Source organism: Enterococcus sp. DIV1059_2 (genome assembly GCF_051713685.1).
GTDB lineage: Bacteria > Bacillota > Bacilli > Lactobacillales > Enterococcaceae > Enterococcus_D > Enterococcus_D casseliflavus.
Genome location: NZ_JBIOQK010000001.1, coordinates 3,449,593 through 3,465,703, shown reverse-complemented (window position 1 = coordinate 3,465,703; position 16,111 = coordinate 3,449,593). Strand labels below are relative to the sequence as shown.

Here is a 16,111-nt window from a genome sequence, read left to right as displayed (position 1 = left end):
TGAATCGTAGATAGAAATCTAAGCGGCACAAAAAAAGAAGCACCGCTATGACGGCACTTCTTTTTTCGTTTATTCAGCAGAAGAATCTGTAGCACTTTCACTTGTTGCAGTAGAATCATCGGTTGCCTCAGTAGCAGAAGAATCTGCTGCAGAGCTGTCTGTTGCATCCGTTGCAGAAGAGTCAGCAGTTGAATCTTCTGTTTCGGCAGCTGTGATGTAATCAGAAAGCAAATCTGCTAAGTCAGAGTCTTTCATTTTCACGTTGGCTGCTTGCAATTCTTGACCGATCGTTGCTGCCATAAAGGTTGAATCATTCAACAACGTGTTTTGAGCAATTTCAGTCAATTCATCTTTGTATTTATCCATATCGTTGCCTTTGTCTTGGTTTTTCACCATTTTCACGATATAGTATTCCGTCGTATAAGTCGACGTGTTGGTTGCAGAGATCACTTCAGAGATTTCACCATCTTTTAAATCAAAAGCGGCTGTTTTCACTTCGTTTGGCACAGCAGTTGACGTAGAATCGAATTTGATCGTTCCGCCATCTTCTTTTGTTGCTGCATCCGTTGATTTTTCTTTAGCGATTTCGCCAAAGTCAGCATCATCTTTTTTCGCTTCTTCTAAGACATCTTTGGCATCATCTTCACTTGCTACTTTGATGATTTGTGCTTCTACTTCTGGGTGGAAAGAATCCCAAGCAGTTTTCATTTCTTCATCAGTAATATCCATGTTGGCTTTTAAGCCTTCACGTAACGCAAGCTGTTCTTTCAATTCTGCACGGTAAGATTTCACCGTATAACCAGAAGCAGTCAAGGTTGATTCAAAAGAATCACTACCGCCGTATTGTTCAGCCACGTTGTTGAATTGTTCGTCGATCATTTCTTCAGTCACGTCATCGCCGTATTTTTCATTAAAGACTTTTAAGACGATCATTTGACGCAACGCTTGTTGGTTTTCTGAACTTGTTTTTGCTTTATCATAAAAATCTTGAACAGTGATTTTACCGCCCTTCATTGTTGCGATTTCCTCACTTGAGTTTCCACAAGCCGCTAATGCAAAAAGACTCATTGCACTGACTGCTACTAAAAGTAATTTTTTCTTCATTCGTTTAAGCACTCCTAATTCTAAAAAGATTCATAATAATCACTGCACCTACTATACCACTTCTAGAAATGGTTGGGAAGAAAACAGTGGATGTTTCAAACAAAATTCATAAAAACTACAAATTTTCGATTTGTTTGTCATCCGCTGCGCTTTGGGCTTGAATCGTCGTAATGTGTTGATTCAATTGCTCCATTTGGGTCTTGATCCGAGCAAGGCGCGGTTGGGCTTGGAATTTGAAGGCTTCCAAATCTTTCGTGAAAGACTCCGTAACAACAGGGATCGTTTCGTCGATCGTTTTGCGGGTCACCATTACGGCATCTTTTAGCTGTTTGACGCTGTCATTGAATTCTAAGGTCGCTTCTGTCGTGTCATCTAAATAGCGAATCAATTCTTCACGGGTTTCATTGCCGCTCTTCGGTGCAAAAAGCAAACCGCCTAAGCCGCCGGCGATGGACCCGAATAATAGTCCTTTAAGAAAATTGCCGATCATTTAGTCCACCTGCTTTCCAATTTTTTCGGCGATTGCCGCTAGTTCTTCCCCCGTGTAATTGTCTGCGTGATTGCCAAAATGGATCTTGAAATCATCGTCTTTGCTGTAACGAGGAATCAAATGGACATGGGAATGGAAGACCGATTGGTACGCCAATTCTTTATTGTTGTTGATGATATTTAAGCCTTCGATCTCAGGGAATGCTTTTTCGATCGCCCGAGCAATCTTAGGGATGCGGGCAAAAACCGCTGCTGCCAACGTTTCATCGTACTCAAAAATATCCGTCACATGGGTTTTGGGAATCACCAATGTATGACCAGGGGTGACTTGGGAAATATCTAAAAAGGCATAAACTTGCTCATCCTCGTAGACTTTGTAGCTAGGGATCTCACGATTGTTGATTTTACAAAAAATACAATTTTCCATTGTAAAAAAACCTCCTTGATCTATTACCTCTACTTTACCATATTTTGCTTTTTTTCGTCTGGTTTCCTCTTTGAAAAAGTCGGAACAAGGCAACTGTTCCTTCAACAAAGGCGCTTTTTTAAAGAAATGCGAAAAGCGAGCGAGAAACGCTTGCATTTAGATTCCAACAACCCTAGACTTAATATCAGAAATCAATTGGAAAGAAGGAACCTATGAAACCGATCATCAAAGAAACCTTACAGAAAAAAACAACGACTTCAGCGAAGCTCCGCTACTTGGCTTATGCCTATAAAGAATGGTTGATTGCGATCACGCTTTTTGTGGTGTTCGCAGGTTCGATCACCTATTCGCTAACGCGCCCAAAAGAAGAAGTAGTCAATGCCGCCATCGTCACTGAAACAGCGATGGACCCTACGGTGCAAAGTGAATTGGAGACAGCCATTGAGACCTGGGCGATCGACCAAGGGTATCAAAAAGAAGAGTTGAGGATCAGTCTGGTTTCCTATGCTGAACCTGCTGCTGTTCAAGCCTTTACCACCCGTCTTGCCGCCGGTGCGATCCAAATGGTCATTTTTCCAGCGAGTGATGCACAACTGTGGCAAGAACGCTTTGGCAGCCAAGAATTGCCGCAAGAAACCATTACAGTGGGAGAAAACGAATTTATCTTACAAGTCACGAATAAAGAAAAATAAGCAACGATTTTGCTAGCGGATTGAAAAAAAGAGCCTACGTTGACAGAAAGCCGTAATTAGGCGAATCGGAGGAAAAGAATGACTTTACAAGTAGCGAATGTGACAGGCGGTTATAACCAGCTGCCAGTCTTAAAAAATATTGATTTTACGATCGGCGATGGTGAGCTCGTTGGTCTGATTGGCTTGAATGGGGCGGGGAAGAGTACGACGATCAAAGAAATCATCGGGTTACTGCAACCTCACAGCGGGACGATCACGATCGACGGCTTGACCTTAAAGGAAAACCCAGAGCAATACCGCAAACAAATCGGGTATATTCCCGAAACCCCATCTTTATATGAAGAATTGACCTTAAGAGAGCACATTGAAGTGACAGCGATGGCCTATGACCTTCCGCAAGAAGAAGCCATGAAGCGAGCGGAGCGTTTGTTAAAAACCTTTCGCTTAGAAAACAAACTCGATTGGTTCCCAGCAAACTTCTCAAAAGGAATGAAACAAAAAGTCATGGTGCTGTGTGCCTTTTTGATTGAGCCAAGCGTCTACATCATTGATGAACCTTTTCTAGGATTAGATCCTTTAGCGATCAATGCGTTATTGGAACTGATGAATGAGATGAAACAAACCGGGGCATCAATTTTGATGTCCACCCATATTTTAGCAACCGCAGAGAAGTATTGTGACAAATTCATCCTACTGCATAACGGTGAGATCCGCGCACAAGGGACATTGGCGCAGCTAAGAAGCCAATTTCAAGCACCAGAAGCCTCCCTTGATGATCTGTACCTCGCACTGACAAAGGAGAGTCAAGCATGAAGCAGTTTTTCTCGCAACGCTTACAGCGGCATCAAAAACAGATGACACGCTATTTGCGCTATGTCTTCAATGATCATTTTGCTTTGATCAGCACCTTCTTAGTGGGAGGTCTGGGGCTGTATTATTCAGAATTGCTAAAAACATTGCCGCGGCCGTTTCCATTAGGCGGCATCATCGTGGTCGCTGTTTGGCTCTTCGTTTTACCGCTGGGACGCTTAGCGACACTGACGAAATCGGCAGATTTGATTTTTCTGTTAGCCAAAGAAGGGCAAATGAGAAGTTACCTCAGTCAAGCCCTGCGTTATTCCCTCTGGCTGCCCTTTGGGGTCTTATTTTTAGCCGTAGGAGCAACGATGCCTTTAGTCGTGGTCACCGCAAACAGTACATTTGCTTCCTTTCCCTTCTTTTTAGGAATGATGTGGCTGTTAAAACTGGGGGATCTTTCACTGCAGCGGATTCGGTTGTATCAAGAAACACAGCAGCAAGTCAAACAGCAGCGAGGAATCTGGTTCGCCAGTGCGTTAGCTGCCACACTTGCCAGTATTTATGTAGCACCTTGGCTAGGGTTGGTGATCAGCATCCTCCAAGCAATCTGGTTCCTCTTTGGCGTGAAATCTAATCGTCAGCTCTTGGATTGGGACTATATGATCCAAGCCGAGCAATCGCGCTTATTACGGATCTATCGGTTTATCAACTTGTTTACAGATGTTCCCCAAATCACGACGGAAGCCAAACGACGCAAATACCTCGACTGGTTGCTGGCAAAGATCAAACCAGCCCAAAGCAATACGTATCTTTATCTTTACTTGCGCCGAGTGATTCGTGGTGGGCAATACGGCGGTCTTTATGTCCGTTTATCCTTGATTGGTGGCTTCGTCTTATTCTTTGTCGATGAGCTTTGGATCAGTCTGCTGATCGGCTGCTTGTTTCTTTATCTGATCGGTTTCCAACTGATCCCTTTGATCAATGAATTTCAATACATGGTTTTGACCCATTTGTATCCCGTGCCAGAAAAACAAAAAGCCGCAGCAATCAAAAAAATTATCGGGTCACTTTTGCTTGTGACGACTGTTTTTTTCGGCGTGATCTGTTGCTTGCGCTTGTCCGTTGTTTGGCAAGGGGGCATCGCTTTTGTGGGCTTCTTCCTCTTTGCGGGTCTTTTTTTAGGCATCTACTTGCCAGGGCGATTAAAGAAAATGCACGCCTGATCCTCAGGAAACCTCTCTTACAAAAAGCGAACGCATATGCGCTTGACGGCGACCCTTTAGGAAGCTAGAATAAGAGGTACTGCGAAATAAGGAGAGAAGCTAGGATGGATATTCGCTTGGATCAAGATTGGCGTATGCGGCCGATCAAAGGCGACACCGGGAAAGCCTATATCGGGCTCAAGGACAACGACAAAGTCTTTATCAAACGAAATACGACCCCGATGCTTGCGGCACTCTCTAAAGAGGGCATTGCACCCAAACTCGTCTGGACGAAACGGACGGGAAATGGGGATACGCTCTCCGCACAAGAATGGCTGGATGGACGGGTCTTAGATCCCGATGAGATCGGCCAAAGAAATGACGTCATTGATGTGTTGTATCACTTGCATCATTCAAAAACGCTGGCACAGATGTTAAGCAAAATCGGCGGACAAGTCAGATCGCCTGAACAAATGCTGATGGATTATCAAGATCAGCTGCCTTCTGCGGTGGCTCAAAACCGTTTTATTCATTTGGTCACCGAGTATTTAAAAGCCAATATTCCAGCTTTTGACGAGCAAAAAGCCGCGGTCGTCCATGGCGATGTCAACTATCGAAATTGGCTGGTTTGTCAAAACTATTTGTATTTAGTCGATTGGGATTCCGTGATGTTTGCAGATCCAGCAATCGATATCGGGACTATTTTAGGTCACTATGTGCCGCTATCCAGCTGGTCCCATTGGCTGGTGCGCTACGGTATCCATAGCAGCAGCGAAGTGATCGAAAAAAATTATTGGTATGCATTGTTGAGTATGCTGCAAGAGGTCAAAAAATATTATCTGCGGGGCGATTACAAAGCCATGAATGCAGAGATTTTACAATTAAAACGAATTTATAGTGAATGAAGAGAAGATGGAGCGAGGCAATTTGGTTCCATCTTGTTTTTTCGGAAAGGAAGAAACATGAGAGTAAGAAAACGTGCAGGTGCAAAAGAGCTGATTGAAGCTCATCCACAATACGTCGTTGCAGAGCCTACCGAATGGAAAGGGCGTTGGCATGAACGCTTTGGCAATGATCATCCGCTACACATCGAGATCGGCATGGGAAAAGGTCAATTTATTACGGAAATGGCGAAAGCTCATCCCGAAATCAATTATATTGGGGTAGAGATGCAGATCAGTGTCGTTTCGATCGCATTGGATAAAATGATCGAGCAGGAGATCCCAAACTTGCAGCTGCTGCATGTGGATGGTTCGGCTTTGACCAACTATTTTGAAGACAATGAAGTAGACCAGATCTATTTGAATTTTTCTGATCCATGGCCTAAGAAGAAGCATGAGAAGCGCCGTTTGACTTCTAAAGCCTTTTTAGCGGTGGACGAGCAAATTTTACGACCTAATGGCGAAATCCATTTCAAAACGGACAACCAAGGATTGTTTGAGTATTCCTTAGCGAGCTTTTCTCAATATGGCATGATCATCAAACAAGTTTGGTTGGACCTGCATAACAGTACCTTTGAGAACAATATCATGACGGAATATGAAGAAAAATTCTCAAGCCGCGGGCAGCGAATCTATCGGGTGGAAGCCCAATTTGTGGCAAAAGACCCGCAGGAATAAAGAAGTGACGAAAGACGAAGCAAATTTGCTTCGTCTTTTTTTTCTATTCTCAAAAGGCTTGCGTATTTCTTTTTAGGAGGGATAAGTCGTGGATATTCAAGCATTCTCAGATGAGTTGATTCACTATGGCAGACAAGAACGCATGCAGGATCTGGCCATTTTGCCGAGCGGTACACAGATGGAGGTGATTTTCAGTAAAAGCTATCTCAGAAAGACCTATCAAGTACTGACCAACGAAGAAGCCCAGCAGCTGATCACTCGCTTCAAATTTTTAGGAGGAATGGAGGTGGGAGAACGACGCAAAGCTCAGTTAGGAGCAGTCAGTTATCCGTTAGGCGATCAGCTGCAGCGGCTGCGCATCTCCGCAGTCGGTGATTACCAAGGGCGTGAAAGTCTCGTGATGCGGTTTCTTTATCCTTTGACTCAGGAGCACCTGCGCTATTTTTTTGCAGAAGACGTCCAGCAGATCCAACAGGCAACCAAACAAAGAGGGCTGTATTTGTTTTCTGGTCCCACTGGCTCAGGGAAATCGACCCTCATGTATCAATTAGCTCGGGCAACCAAGGGGCAAATCATTACCATCGAAGATCCTGTGGAGATCGAGGAGCCGCGCTTTTTACAGCTGCAAACCAATTTGAAGATCGAACAAGACTATGATGAATTGATTCGCTTGTCCTTGCGGCATCGTCCAGACCTGCTTTTGATCGGCGAGATTCGTAACAAAGAAACGGCGCAAGCCGCTGTACGAGCCGCTCTGACAGGTCACCGAGTATTTGCCACGATCCATGCCCGAGGTGTAGCAGAAACCAAGACGCGGCTGCTGGAATTGCTCGGGACAGACGATCGTCTGGCACATGCGCTGCAAGGGATCATTTATCAGCGATTGTTGCCAAATGAAGCGAATGAACCTCATGGATTGCTGGCATATCACTTTTATGAGGGGCAAGTGGAAAAACAGTGGCAGCACGTATTAAAACAAGTGAAAGAAAGTGGGTGGATCAGCGATGAAGTTTATGAAAAAGAAGCTCCAGCTACCACGCCGTGCAACTGAAGCCCTCTTAGTCACCTTCACGGTGTTATTGGAGAGTGGCTTTTCCCTACAAGAAAGCCTCCAAGTGCTGCTGCGCAGCCGCCAGTTTTCTGAACCTGTGATCGAACAGCTAATTGTCCATCTCGCCCAAGGGCAAAGCTTTGCAGCAGCGGTAGCGCCGTTGTCGTTATCGGCTACTGAAAAAAGTCAGCTTCATTTAGCAGAAAGTCATGGGGATCTCACGGCGACCTTGCGGCGGATGGTCGACTACCATAAATTGGTCAACAAGCAAAAACAGCTGCTGTACAAAGTAGCTGCCTATCCGCTTTTGTTACTGGTCTTTTTAATAGCTGCGCTTTTTGGGATGCACCGCTTTTTATTGCCCCAATTGCTAGCCTCTGGCATGATCGACGAAGGTCATTGGGGCATTCGCGCCATCACTTGGGCACCAGCAGTACTTATCCTCTTCTTGTTGTTAAGTGTGCTGCTTTTTGTGATCAGCCGCTGGGTGTTTGCCCGCCGCACTGCCTTGCAAAAAGCTGTGTTTTTCAGCCACCTGCCATTGTTCGGAGCATTTTACACGAGTTATCACACGAGTTTTTTCGCATTGGAATGGGGCAAGTTGTTTCAGCAAGGGTTAGATATCCAACAGATCATTGAGTGTATGGAGCACACCAATAAAGCTACCTTGATCCAAGAATTAGCACGAGAACTGCGAGTGACCTTGACACTTGGGGGCGAACTCCCAGAAAAACTTCGTCATTTCTCGTTTCTCACACCCGAATTTTCTTTGATCGTCTTTCAAGGAGAAGTACGAGGAAAGTTAGGAGAAGAGCTTTTTTTATACAGTCAATTATTGATGGAACGCTTGTTTCAACGAATCGAAAAAGCCATTCACTGGGTCCAGCCTCTGATTTTTTTGTTGGTTGCTTTAATGATCGTTGGGATCTATGCCGCTATGTTTTTACCAATCTATGGAAATATCCAAGGAGTGATCGAATGATAGAAAAGAAAGTAGCATCTCCTCGCAAGCAGGGGATTTGGCGTGTCAAAAAAGGCTTTACATTGGTTGAAATGCTAGTCGTTTTATTAGTGATCAGTATTTTGGTTTTGTTGTTTGTCCCAAATCTTGCCAATCAAAGAGGAATCATTGATGAGAAAGGAAATGCGGCGATCGTGAAAGTAGTGGAAACCCAGATCGAACTCTTTCGTCTAAATGAAGATCGGGTGCCTTCGAAAGAAGAATTGATTGCAGAAGGGTATGTATCTGAGGAACAATATGCGATTTATGAGCAGGGAAAGTGAGAACAATGGCACTAGGGGATTTTCTGGGTTTACCTTGATGGAAAGTCTCTTGGTACTCTTGGTCAGTAGTCTCTTTCTCTTTTTCCCCGTCGTGGCTATCGAGTACTATCAACGCTCTGCGGAAGTTTTCGGCTTTTGTGCTCGCTTAGAAAAAGGACTCTATACCTTGCAGCAATCGGCCATCATCGATAACACACAAACCCGAGCAATCTATCAAGCAGAGCCAACACCAACTGTTTCATTTTACGGCGCTGCAACTGAGCCAGTCACCAAGATCGACGTTCCTCCTCAACTAGCGATGCAGGCGTTTCCCGATATTCTTTTTAGTAGTCAATCCGGCAACAACAGCAGTCTGCGAAGGATCATTTTCTATTGGCAGGAGAAAAAGCAAACCATCAGCTATAAGTTTTTATTTGGGAGTGGCCGTTATGAAAAAATCGTTGAATAGTGGGTTCATCTTAGCAGAAAGCCTGATTGGCTTTGGGGTCTTGGCAACTTGTGTGTTACTGTTTTTAGCAATGCAGACCGCTTCACTGACGCAAAGTGCGGCATTGCAAGAAAAAGCCCAAATGCTGCGGGTGCTGTATGAAGAAGTCCAGAACCACTCCTTTGATGCGTCAACCATTACCTACACGACGCAGCGTCAGGCAGTCTATCAAGTTCGCTTTTGGCAAGCAGCGCAGCATCAACAAGCACGCATCCAAAGTTGCGAGCAGCTCTGGGAGATCGTGTATGAAGAGTAAAGGCTTTACTTTGTTGGAGTGTCTGTTGTCTTTATGGGTATTGGCGATCTGCTTATTGCTGATCAGCGGGATCGTTAAGCACCTCGCACCCGTCAATCAGCAGATCATGGCTCGCAAAGATCAAGAATGGCATGTGTTTTTGTTTCAGCTGGAACGGGAATTAAGTACCTGTACCTATCTATCGGTCAGTGAGACCACACTGTATTTGCGAAGCAGTCAAAACAATTCGGTCACCATCGATCGCATCAATCGCGTGCTGCGAAAGCGGGACAACAATGGGTATCAACCACTATTGACAGAAGTAACGGATGTGTCTTTTGAGAAAATTGGCGCAGCGATCCGCTTTACCGTTTCCTTTGAGAATGGAGAGCAGAAAATTGGACAATGGAAAATTCACACACAAGAGGCGGCATAAAGGCGGTATTTTACTCACAGCATTGTTGTTTGTGCAGCTGTTGAGCTTGATGTTATTGCTAGTGTTAGAAAACAGCCGCACAACAGCCCTTTTTTATACAAAAACCATTGAAACCTATGAAGCCCGCATCATGAGCGAACTGTTTCATGCGGAATTCTTGCAAAACGAATTGGCAGATCAAGGGTCACGACTTTATAATGTAGGAAAGTTGACCTATGAACGGCAAGGACAACTCTTACAGATCGAGTGCCATGTCAAAAGCCGCCGCTTTACATTTACCTTTTTGTTACCTGAAGAAGAGCCTGAAATAGACACAGATGACCAAGAAGAATAGTACAGGAAAAGGATGGTTGTTTCGACCATCCTTTTTCATACAGAAATAGAAAAAGAATGTTTACAGCTTCACAAATTATTCTAAACGAAAGCGATTGATTATTTTGGATGAATCGGCTAAAATTAAACAGGTATATATGTTGTTATAGTTTTGAAAAGAGGTGCAAGATGTCCGCAGAAAAAATGGAAACGTCTTTTCATTTGACCGTTGAAGCGATCCAACTGCTTCAAAACGCATTGGAAACGTCTTTTTTTGATGCTTACGTAGAGACGATCGAAAATTTTGTTGATCAATACCAAGTTCGCGTGATCGATGGGGTACCAGATGAAGCAACTGCTGCTCGTTTAGAAACCATCTATCAAGAAATTCGAGCAATGGAACTATCGGCAGAAGAAAAACGCAAGCTTGCGCAGTTGGTTTTGTTGAAAGGCAGCCAAACGGAACGCCTGCAGGCCAATCACCAACTGACACCAGATAGTCTTGGGTTTTTATTCGTCTATTTGATCGAGCAGTTGAGTAGTGCCGACCAACCAGTGAAACTTCTTGATTTATCGGTAGGCATGGGGAATCTCTTATTGACAGTCTTGCTGAATCTGCAATTAGCGAAGCGTCCAGTAGAAGGAACCGGTGTGGATATTGACGAAACCTTGTTGGCGATCGCAGCTGCGACTGGCGAATGGACCAAAGCGCCCTTGCATTTGTTCCATCAAGATGGCTTGCAAGAGCTTTTGATCGAACCGATGGATCTGGCGATCAGCGATCTACCGGTGGGCTATTACCCACAAGATGACAAAGCCCGCAGCTTCATTACGGCGGCTCCAGAAGGGCACAGTTACGCCCATCATTTGTTGATGGAACAAGCGATGAACTATGTCAAAGCTGGCGGTTACGGTTTGTTCTTAGTACCAAGCAACTTCTTGGAAACGGAACAGAGTGAATTTTTGAAAAAATGGCTGAAAGAAAAGGTTTATTTGCAAGGAATGATTCAGCTTCCTGAAGAACTCTTTAAAAATGAACATTCACGTAAAAGTATTTTGCTTTTACAAAACCATGGAGGGACAAGCAAACAAGCAGACGAAGTCTTGCTGGTCAAGCTAGCCTCACTGAAAGAACCAAAGAACATCACAAAACTTTTTGAACAATTTGCGGCTTGGAAAGCAGCAAATCTGTAATATAATTCGGATAAGGAGATCATCATGTCAAAAACAATCGCAATCAATGCTGGAAGTTCAAGTTTAAAATGGCAATTATATCAAATGCCAGAGGAAACAGTTGTCGCTAAAGGAATCGTTGAACGAATCGGTTTGAAAGATTCTATCTTTACCATCAAATATGGGGAAGATCAAAAATTCGAACAAATCATCGACATCAACGATCACGAAGTAGCTGTAAAAATGTTATTGGATCAACTGATCGAATTAAACATTTTAGGTGCCTATGATGAAATCACTGGCGTCGGTCACCGCGTCGTTCACGGCGGAGAAGATTTCCCTGATTCAGTTGTGATCACAGACGAAGTGATGGAACGCATCCAAGCATTGGCTGAATTTGCGCCATTACACAACCCAGCAAACTTGATGGGGATCACTGCTTTCAAAAAAATCTTGCCAGAAATCATCAGTGTCGCTGTTTTTGATACTTCTTTCCATGCAACGATGCCAAAACACAATTACCTATACAGCTTGCCATTAGAGTACTATAACGAATTTAAAGTACGTAAATACGGCTTCCACGGTACAAGCCACCGTTATGTTTCTGAGCGTGCAGCAGAAATGTTAGGCAAACCAATCGAAGAATTAAAAATCATCACTTGCCATCTAGGGAACGGTGCGTCGATCACTGCGGTTGACGGCGGAAAATCAGTAGATACATCAATGGGCTTCACGCCATTAGCTGGTGTAACGATGGGCACACGTTCAGGTGACATCGATCCTGCTGTTTTGCCTTACTTAATGGAAAAATTAGATTTGAATATCGATGAAATGGTGGATGTTTTAAACAAAAAATCTGGTTTATTAGGTTTAACTGGTATTTCCAGCGACATGCGCGATCTAGAAGCAAACTATGACAAAGAAGAAGTCAAAGTTGCTTATGACGTCTTTACTGACCGCATCCGTAAATACATCGGTGGCTATGTCACAACCATGAACGGTGTTGATGCGATCGTCTTTACTGCCGGTATCGGTGAAAATGATGCCCACGTCCGCAGCGAAGTTATCAAAGGCATGACTTGGTTTGGTTGCGAATTAGATGCCGATCAAAATGCAAAACGCGGCGAAGAATTAGTGATCTCAACTGAAGAGTCAAAAGTCAAAGTACTTTTGATCCCAACAGATGAAGAATTAATGATCGCTCGCGATGTGGAACGTTTACGCGGCTAAGCGAAAACCTTCCTTAGAATAGAAGCTGAAACACATGCAAGGGAAATGCTTGCATGTGTTTTTTTGTAGGAAAGTCCGCAAAATGGGGCTAGAGAGAAAAATTGGTGAAGACCATTTTCTAATTTTTTAAACAGATAATTTAATAATTATACATATAAAAATTGGCTCATACTGCACCTAGGTGGAGGGCTTCTCATTTTGCTTTCATTTGAATTTAAATTTCCCTCCTTTTTTACAAGGTGTTCTCAGGGAAATACCCTTGTAAAAGTTGCCAAATGGGAATAAACTGGCATTTGTGAATTTTCAGAAAAATTCCGCTATTTTATTTTCATTAATTTTTATAAGGGGCCATTACATATGGAAAAAGAAAAAACATTCTTAGGTCAGCCGCGAGGGCTGTCGACTTTATTCTTCACGGAAATGTGGGAACGATTCAGTTATTATGGTATGCGGGCGATTTTGGTGTACTTCATGTACGATGCAGTTGCCAACGGCGGCTTAGGGTTGCCAAAAGGAACGGCTGTGGCGATCATGTCGATTTACGGTTCCTTAGTGTATATGTCAAGTATTGTTGGCGGCTGGATCTCGGACCGTCTGTTAGGATCAAATAAATCCGTCTTTTATGGTGGGATCTTGATCATGTTAGGACACATCGTTTTGGCAACACCTTTAGGGATTCCAGCGTTGTTTGTGTCCATGATGCTGATCGTCATCGGAACCGGACTCTTGAAATCCAACGTGTCGGGTATGGTGGGGCATTTATACAGCAAAGACGATATCCGTCGGGATGCTGGTTTCTCGATTTTCTACATGGGGATCAATATTGGCGGCTTGTTAGCACCGATCATCGTCGGGATCTTAGGACAAGAGGTCAACTACCACTTAGGCTTTTCGATTGCTGCTATCGGGATGTTCATCGGTTTGGTGCAGTATTATGTGCAAGGAAAAACCACGTTGAAAAGTGTAGCGATCGCGCCAACGAATCCCTTATCGGCAGCCGAAAAGAAAACCTTCTTCCGAGCAGTCGTTCTGGTTCTTCTCGCATTGGCAGTGTTGTTTGGCGCAGCAGCTGCAACTGGCCATCTGACGGTGGATTTCTTCATCAACTTTATCAGTGTTCTAGGTATTTTCTTACCGATCTACTACTTTACCAAAATGCTCCGTTCGAAAGATGTCACACCAGATGAAAAGAAAAAAGTGTTGGCCTACATTCCGCTGTTTTTGTCAGCGATCGTCTTTTGGTCATTGGAAGAACAAGGCTCATCGATCTTGGCATTGTTTGCCGCTGACCGTACGCAATCAACGTTATTCGGCATCAATATTCCAGCAAGTTTGTATCAAACCTTAAATCCACTTTTTGTCGTCTTATTGACACCTGTCTTTGTCTGGTTGTGGACCAAACTAGGCTCTCGTCAGCCACGGACAGAAGTGAAGTTTGCCATCGGTTTAGTCTTAGCCGGTTTGTCCTTTCTATTGCTAATGCTGCCAAGCCTCTTGTTTGGAGTAGAAGAACGGGTCAGCCCATTATGGTTGGTATTGAGCTTCTTCATTATGATTGCAGGGGAAATGTGTCTTTCACCGGTGGGCCTGTCGGTGACGACCAAACTAGCGCCGAAAGCCTTCGAAGCACAAACCTTGGCGATTTGGTTGTTAGCAGACGCTTCTTCACAAGCCATCAATGCGCAAATCGCTCGGTTCTACACACCGCAAACAGAAGGGATGTACTATGGCATCGTCGGCGGAGTAGCCGTTGTTGTCGGTATCATCTTGTATTTAGCTAGAAAACCGATCCGCAACTTGATCGGCAACATTCATTGATCAAAAAATAAAAACTTGATTTTCCGCCTATGCATGGATTGAACAACCCATGCATACGGTAGGAAAATCAAGTTTTTTTGTTGCGAATCAATCTCTTAATCAATCAAGGGGCTCAATGGCTGGCGCGTGATCTGCTGCTGTGCAATGACCAGGGCTTCTTGGAAGTGCTGCTGTAAAAAGTAGCGGTCATGGCTGACCGCCAACAGGGTCCCTTGATAATCTTGCAGCATTTCTTCAATTTCTTCTCGGGCATAGCTGTCGAGATGATTGGTTGGTTCATCCAAAATCAGGACGTTGATTTTTTCTAAAAAGAGTTTCAGTAACGCCAAACGGATTTTTTCACCACCAGATAAATCTTTGATTCGTTTGGCCACATCACTTTGATAAAACCCACTTTTGGCCAATTGCCGACGAGCAGCCTCTTCGTTTCCTGTCAACGTCTGTACGTAGGCCAACAAGCGACTCTCAGGATCGGCAAACTGCAGCTGTTGGGGCAAATAGCCGATTTGTAAGCTGCTGCCGCGCTTGATAGTGCCGCCGCTAGGAAGCTCCTCACCGAGAAGTAATTTGAGTAAGGTTGATTTTCCAGTACCATTGTCGCCAATGATGGCTAGATGCTCCCCACGGTAGATTGCAAAACTACTGTCTTTGAATAGGAGCTGATCGGCATATTGCTGGTGCAAGTCGCGAACGATGAACACCTCTTTGCCTGATTTTCCGCCATTTGCCAAGCCTTGCAGCCGATTTTTCGGGGGCGCTGGCGGTTTGACCAGCGTAAGTTTCGCTAGGCGGCGTTCCAATTCTTTGGCTTTTTTGAAGAAGGATTCATTGTCTCCTTCATGGCCCCACTGACGAAACCGACGAATCATGACTTTTAGCCGCTGGACTTCTTTTTGCTGCAGTTCGTAATTTTTGGTCAGCTCCGCCAAGCGAGCTTCTTTCAAGACACGAAATCGGCTGTAATTTCCAGGATACTCAACCAAGGCGCCTTCTTCCAGTTCCCAGGTCTTGGTGGTGACTTGATCGAGAAAGTGCCGATCGTGCGAAACGACTAGAACCGCTTTTTTCGTATTCTGTAAGTAATTTTCCAACCAGCGAATACTGGAAAGATCCAAGTGATTGGTTGGTTCATCCAGTAACAGCAGGTCAGCATCGGCAACTAACACTTTGGCTAAAGCGACTTTGACCCGTTCACCGCCGCTAAGCTCTGTTAAGCGTGCGTTCTGTCGATGGGGAATTCCTAAGCCTTGTAAGATCGCAGAAATTCGGTCTTCCAATCCATAGCCGCCCAGCTCTTCAAAGCGCTGCTGCAGCTCGCCATAACGGATCAGACACTTCTCTAAATCAGTATCGGGTTCTGCCATCAAGGCTTCGTAATGGCTCATTTGCTGCTTGAGTTCTTGAATGGTAGCAGCAGAATGGAGCAGGTAGTGGGTAACGGTTGCTTCAGAAACTGTCAGCTCTTGCTCGACCGTCCCGATCCTCAAGCCTTTTTGGCGGCTGATAACGCCGCTATCGACGCCTTCACTGCCAGTCAAGATTTGTAAAAAGGTTGATTTGCCCGTTCCGTTGATGCCGACTAGGGCAATTTTTTCCCCAGCTTCGATTTGGCAGGATAACTCCTCAAATAACGGATTCCCGCCGATGGTTTTTTTAATAGCAATTGCTTGTATAATCATGATCTCTCTCCTTGAGACCACTCAAAAAGGCCATGGATACCCATGGCCATTGTTATTTAAACTCAGATTTTCTTG

19 protein-coding genes are annotated in these 16,111 nt (G+C 44.4%); 15 read left to right on the top strand and 4 right to left on the bottom strand.

The genetic code is table 11. The annotated features are described in order from the left end of the window. Positions 1-69: 69 nt before the first annotated feature. The 3 genes from IGI72_RS16395 to IGI72_RS16385 form a co-directional block, all read right to left on the bottom strand. The gene (locus IGI72_RS16395) at positions 70-1,104 is read right to left on the bottom strand and encodes a peptidylprolyl isomerase (RefSeq protein ID WP_005227715.1); all 1,035 of its coding nucleotides are present in this window, start codon (positions 1,102-1,104) and stop codon (positions 70-72) included. Positions 1,105-1,219: 115 nt separating this feature from the next. Continuing rightward, entirely contained in the window at positions 1,220-1,594 is a 375-nt protein-coding gene (locus tag IGI72_RS16390; RefSeq protein ID WP_060792575.1) for a YtxH domain-containing protein, read from the bottom strand. Beyond that, positions 1,595-2,020 carry an HIT family protein gene (locus tag IGI72_RS16385; protein ID WP_005227719.1) on the bottom strand — a complete coding sequence of 142 codons (426 nt, stop codon included), beginning with the start codon at positions 2,018-2,020 and terminating at the stop codon, positions 1,595-1,597. A gap of 212 nt (positions 2,021-2,232) precedes the next feature. Here IGI72_RS16385 and IGI72_RS16380 point away from each other — a divergent pair, with 212 nt between their 5' ends. The 15 genes from IGI72_RS16380 (at position 2,233) to IGI72_RS16310 (ending at position 14,357) form a co-directional block, all read left to right on the top strand. Next, positions 2,233-2,712 (top strand): hypothetical protein, encoded by a 480-nt coding sequence (locus tag IGI72_RS16380; protein WP_010749019.1) that lies wholly within the window; start codon positions 2,233-2,235, stop codon positions 2,710-2,712. Between the two features lie 78 nt (positions 2,713-2,790). Then, positions 2,791-3,525: an ABC transporter ATP-binding protein gene (locus IGI72_RS16375; RefSeq protein WP_005227728.1), complete on the top strand. Its 735-nt coding sequence runs from the start codon at positions 2,791-2,793 to the stop codon at positions 3,523-3,525. After that, positions 3,522-4,733 carry an ABC transporter permease gene (locus tag IGI72_RS16370; protein ID WP_438754808.1) on the top strand — a complete coding sequence of 404 codons (1,212 nt, stop codon included), beginning with the start codon at positions 3,522-3,524 and terminating at the stop codon, positions 4,731-4,733. Before IGI72_RS16375 ends, IGI72_RS16370 begins: the two co-directional genes overlap by 4 nt. A 104-nt stretch (positions 4,734-4,837) precedes the next feature. Then, positions 4,838-5,617, top strand: a complete 780-nt coding sequence (locus IGI72_RS16365) for a phosphotransferase family protein (RefSeq protein ID WP_142965678.1) — start codon at positions 4,838-4,840, stop codon at positions 5,615-5,617. A gap of 57 nt (positions 5,618-5,674) precedes the next feature. Continuing rightward, positions 5,675-6,331, top strand: coding sequence for a tRNA (guanosine(46)-N7)-methyltransferase TrmB (trmB, locus tag IGI72_RS16360; RefSeq protein WP_015510485.1), 657 nt, complete (start codon positions 5,675-5,677; stop codon positions 6,329-6,331). An 88-nt stretch (positions 6,332-6,419) separates the two neighbouring features. Then, positions 6,420-7,382, top strand: coding sequence for a competence type IV pilus ATPase ComGA (gene comGA, locus IGI72_RS16355; protein WP_438754806.1), 963 nt, complete (start codon positions 6,420-6,422; stop codon positions 7,380-7,382). Next, a complete protein-coding gene (gene comGB, locus IGI72_RS16350) occupies positions 7,336-8,364 on the top strand; it encodes a competence type IV pilus assembly protein ComGB (RefSeq protein WP_438754804.1) in 1,029 nt (342 codons plus the stop codon). The genes comGA and comGB overlap by 47 nt, the downstream gene beginning before the upstream one ends. Continuing rightward, entirely contained in the window at positions 8,361-8,666 is a 306-nt protein-coding gene (gene comGC, locus IGI72_RS16345; RefSeq protein ID WP_010749024.1) for a competence type IV pilus major pilin ComGC, read from the top strand. Before comGB ends, comGC begins: the two co-directional genes overlap by 4 nt. Then, complete coding sequence (gene comGD / locus IGI72_RS16340) at positions 8,641-9,114, top strand: competence type IV pilus minor pilin ComGD (protein ID WP_034857584.1); 474 nt, start codon at positions 8,641-8,643, stop codon at positions 9,112-9,114. The genes comGC and comGD overlap by 26 nt, the downstream gene beginning before the upstream one ends. Continuing rightward, positions 9,095-9,409, top strand: coding sequence for a hypothetical protein (locus IGI72_RS16335; protein ID WP_015510481.1), 315 nt, complete (start codon positions 9,095-9,097; stop codon positions 9,407-9,409). Before comGD ends, IGI72_RS16335 begins: the two co-directional genes overlap by 20 nt. Continuing rightward, the gene (gene comGF, locus IGI72_RS16330; protein WP_005227741.1) at positions 9,399-9,824 is read left to right on the top strand and encodes a competence type IV pilus minor pilin ComGF; all 426 of its coding nucleotides are present in this window, start codon (positions 9,399-9,401) and stop codon (positions 9,822-9,824) included. The genes IGI72_RS16335 and comGF overlap by 11 nt, the downstream gene beginning before the upstream one ends. Continuing rightward, positions 9,787-10,158 (top strand): competence type IV pilus minor pilin ComGG, encoded by a 372-nt coding sequence (comGG, locus tag IGI72_RS16325; protein WP_015510479.1) that lies wholly within the window; start codon positions 9,787-9,789, stop codon positions 10,156-10,158. Before comGF ends, comGG begins: the two co-directional genes overlap by 38 nt. Positions 10,159-10,325: 167 nt before the next feature. Further along, positions 10,326-11,330 (top strand): class I SAM-dependent methyltransferase, encoded by a 1,005-nt coding sequence (locus IGI72_RS16320; protein ID WP_008382040.1) that lies wholly within the window; start codon positions 10,326-10,328, stop codon positions 11,328-11,330. Between the two features lie 24 nt (positions 11,331-11,354). After that, positions 11,355-12,539 (top strand): acetate/propionate family kinase, encoded by a 1,185-nt coding sequence (locus tag IGI72_RS16315; RefSeq protein ID WP_005233419.1) that lies wholly within the window; start codon positions 11,355-11,357, stop codon positions 12,537-12,539. A 357-nt stretch (positions 12,540-12,896) separates the two neighbouring features. Then, entirely contained in the window at positions 12,897-14,357 is a 1,461-nt protein-coding gene (locus IGI72_RS16310) for a peptide MFS transporter (protein ID WP_005227746.1), read from the top strand. Between the two features lie 95 nt (positions 14,358-14,452). On the opposite strand, the gene abc-f is transcribed toward IGI72_RS16310, so the two are convergent. Beyond that, the gene (abc-f, locus tag IGI72_RS16305; protein ID WP_115232873.1) at positions 14,453-16,036 is read right to left on the bottom strand and encodes a ribosomal protection-like ABC-F family protein; all 1,584 of its coding nucleotides are present in this window, start codon (positions 16,034-16,036) and stop codon (positions 14,453-14,455) included. Positions 16,037-16,111: the final 75 nt, after the last annotated feature.

What these genes read in the sequence shown, in the direction of transcription:
- IGI72_RS16375 (WP_005227728.1), top strand. Translation starts at nt 2,791, where the DNA reads ATGACTTTACAAGTAGCGAATGTGACAGGCGGTTATAACCAGCTGCCA.
- comGC (WP_010749024.1), top strand. Translation starts at nt 8,361, where the DNA reads ATGATAGAAAAGAAAGTAGCATCTCCTCGCAAGCAGGGGATTTGGCGT.
- comGF (WP_005227741.1), top strand. Translation starts at nt 9,399, where the DNA reads ATGAAGAGTAAAGGCTTTACTTTGTTGGAGTGTCTGTTGTCTTTATGG.
- IGI72_RS16310 (WP_005227746.1), top strand. Translation starts at nt 12,897, where the DNA reads ATGGAAAAAGAAAAAACATTCTTAGGTCAGCCGCGAGGGCTGTCGACT.
- IGI72_RS16385 (WP_005227719.1), bottom strand. Translation starts at nt 2,020, where the DNA reads ATGGAAAATTGTATTTTTTGTAAAATCAACAATCGTGAGATCCCTAGC.
- IGI72_RS16320 (WP_008382040.1), top strand. Translation starts at nt 10,326, where the DNA reads ATGTCCGCAGAAAAAATGGAAACGTCTTTTCATTTGACCGTTGAAGCG.
- IGI72_RS16390 (WP_060792575.1), bottom strand. Translation starts at nt 1,594, where the DNA reads ATGATCGGCAATTTTCTTAAAGGACTATTATTCGGGTCCATCGCCGGC.
- IGI72_RS16315 (WP_005233419.1), top strand. Translation starts at nt 11,355, where the DNA reads ATGTCAAAAACAATCGCAATCAATGCTGGAAGTTCAAGTTTAAAATGG.
- IGI72_RS16395 (WP_005227715.1), bottom strand. Translation starts at nt 1,104, where the DNA reads ATGAAGAAAAAATTACTTTTAGTAGCAGTCAGTGCAATGAGTCTTTTT.
- comGB (WP_438754804.1), top strand. Translation starts at nt 7,336, where the DNA reads ATGAAGTTTATGAAAAAGAAGCTCCAGCTACCACGCCGTGCAACTGAA.
- IGI72_RS16380 (WP_010749019.1), top strand. Translation starts at nt 2,233, where the DNA reads ATGAAACCGATCATCAAAGAAACCTTACAGAAAAAAACAACGACTTCA.
- comGD (WP_034857584.1), top strand. Translation starts at nt 8,641, where the DNA reads ATGCGATTTATGAGCAGGGAAAGTGAGAACAATGGCACTAGGGGATTT.
- IGI72_RS16370 (WP_438754808.1), top strand. Translation starts at nt 3,522, where the DNA reads ATGAAGCAGTTTTTCTCGCAACGCTTACAGCGGCATCAAAAACAGATG.
- trmB (WP_015510485.1), top strand. Translation starts at nt 5,675, where the DNA reads ATGAGAGTAAGAAAACGTGCAGGTGCAAAAGAGCTGATTGAAGCTCAT.
- IGI72_RS16365 (WP_142965678.1), top strand. Translation starts at nt 4,838, where the DNA reads ATGGATATTCGCTTGGATCAAGATTGGCGTATGCGGCCGATCAAAGGC.
- abc-f (WP_115232873.1), bottom strand. Translation starts at nt 16,036, where the DNA reads ATGATTATACAAGCAATTGCTATTAAAAAAACCATCGGCGGGAATCCG.
- IGI72_RS16335 (WP_015510481.1), top strand. Translation starts at nt 9,095, where the DNA reads ATGAAAAAATCGTTGAATAGTGGGTTCATCTTAGCAGAAAGCCTGATT.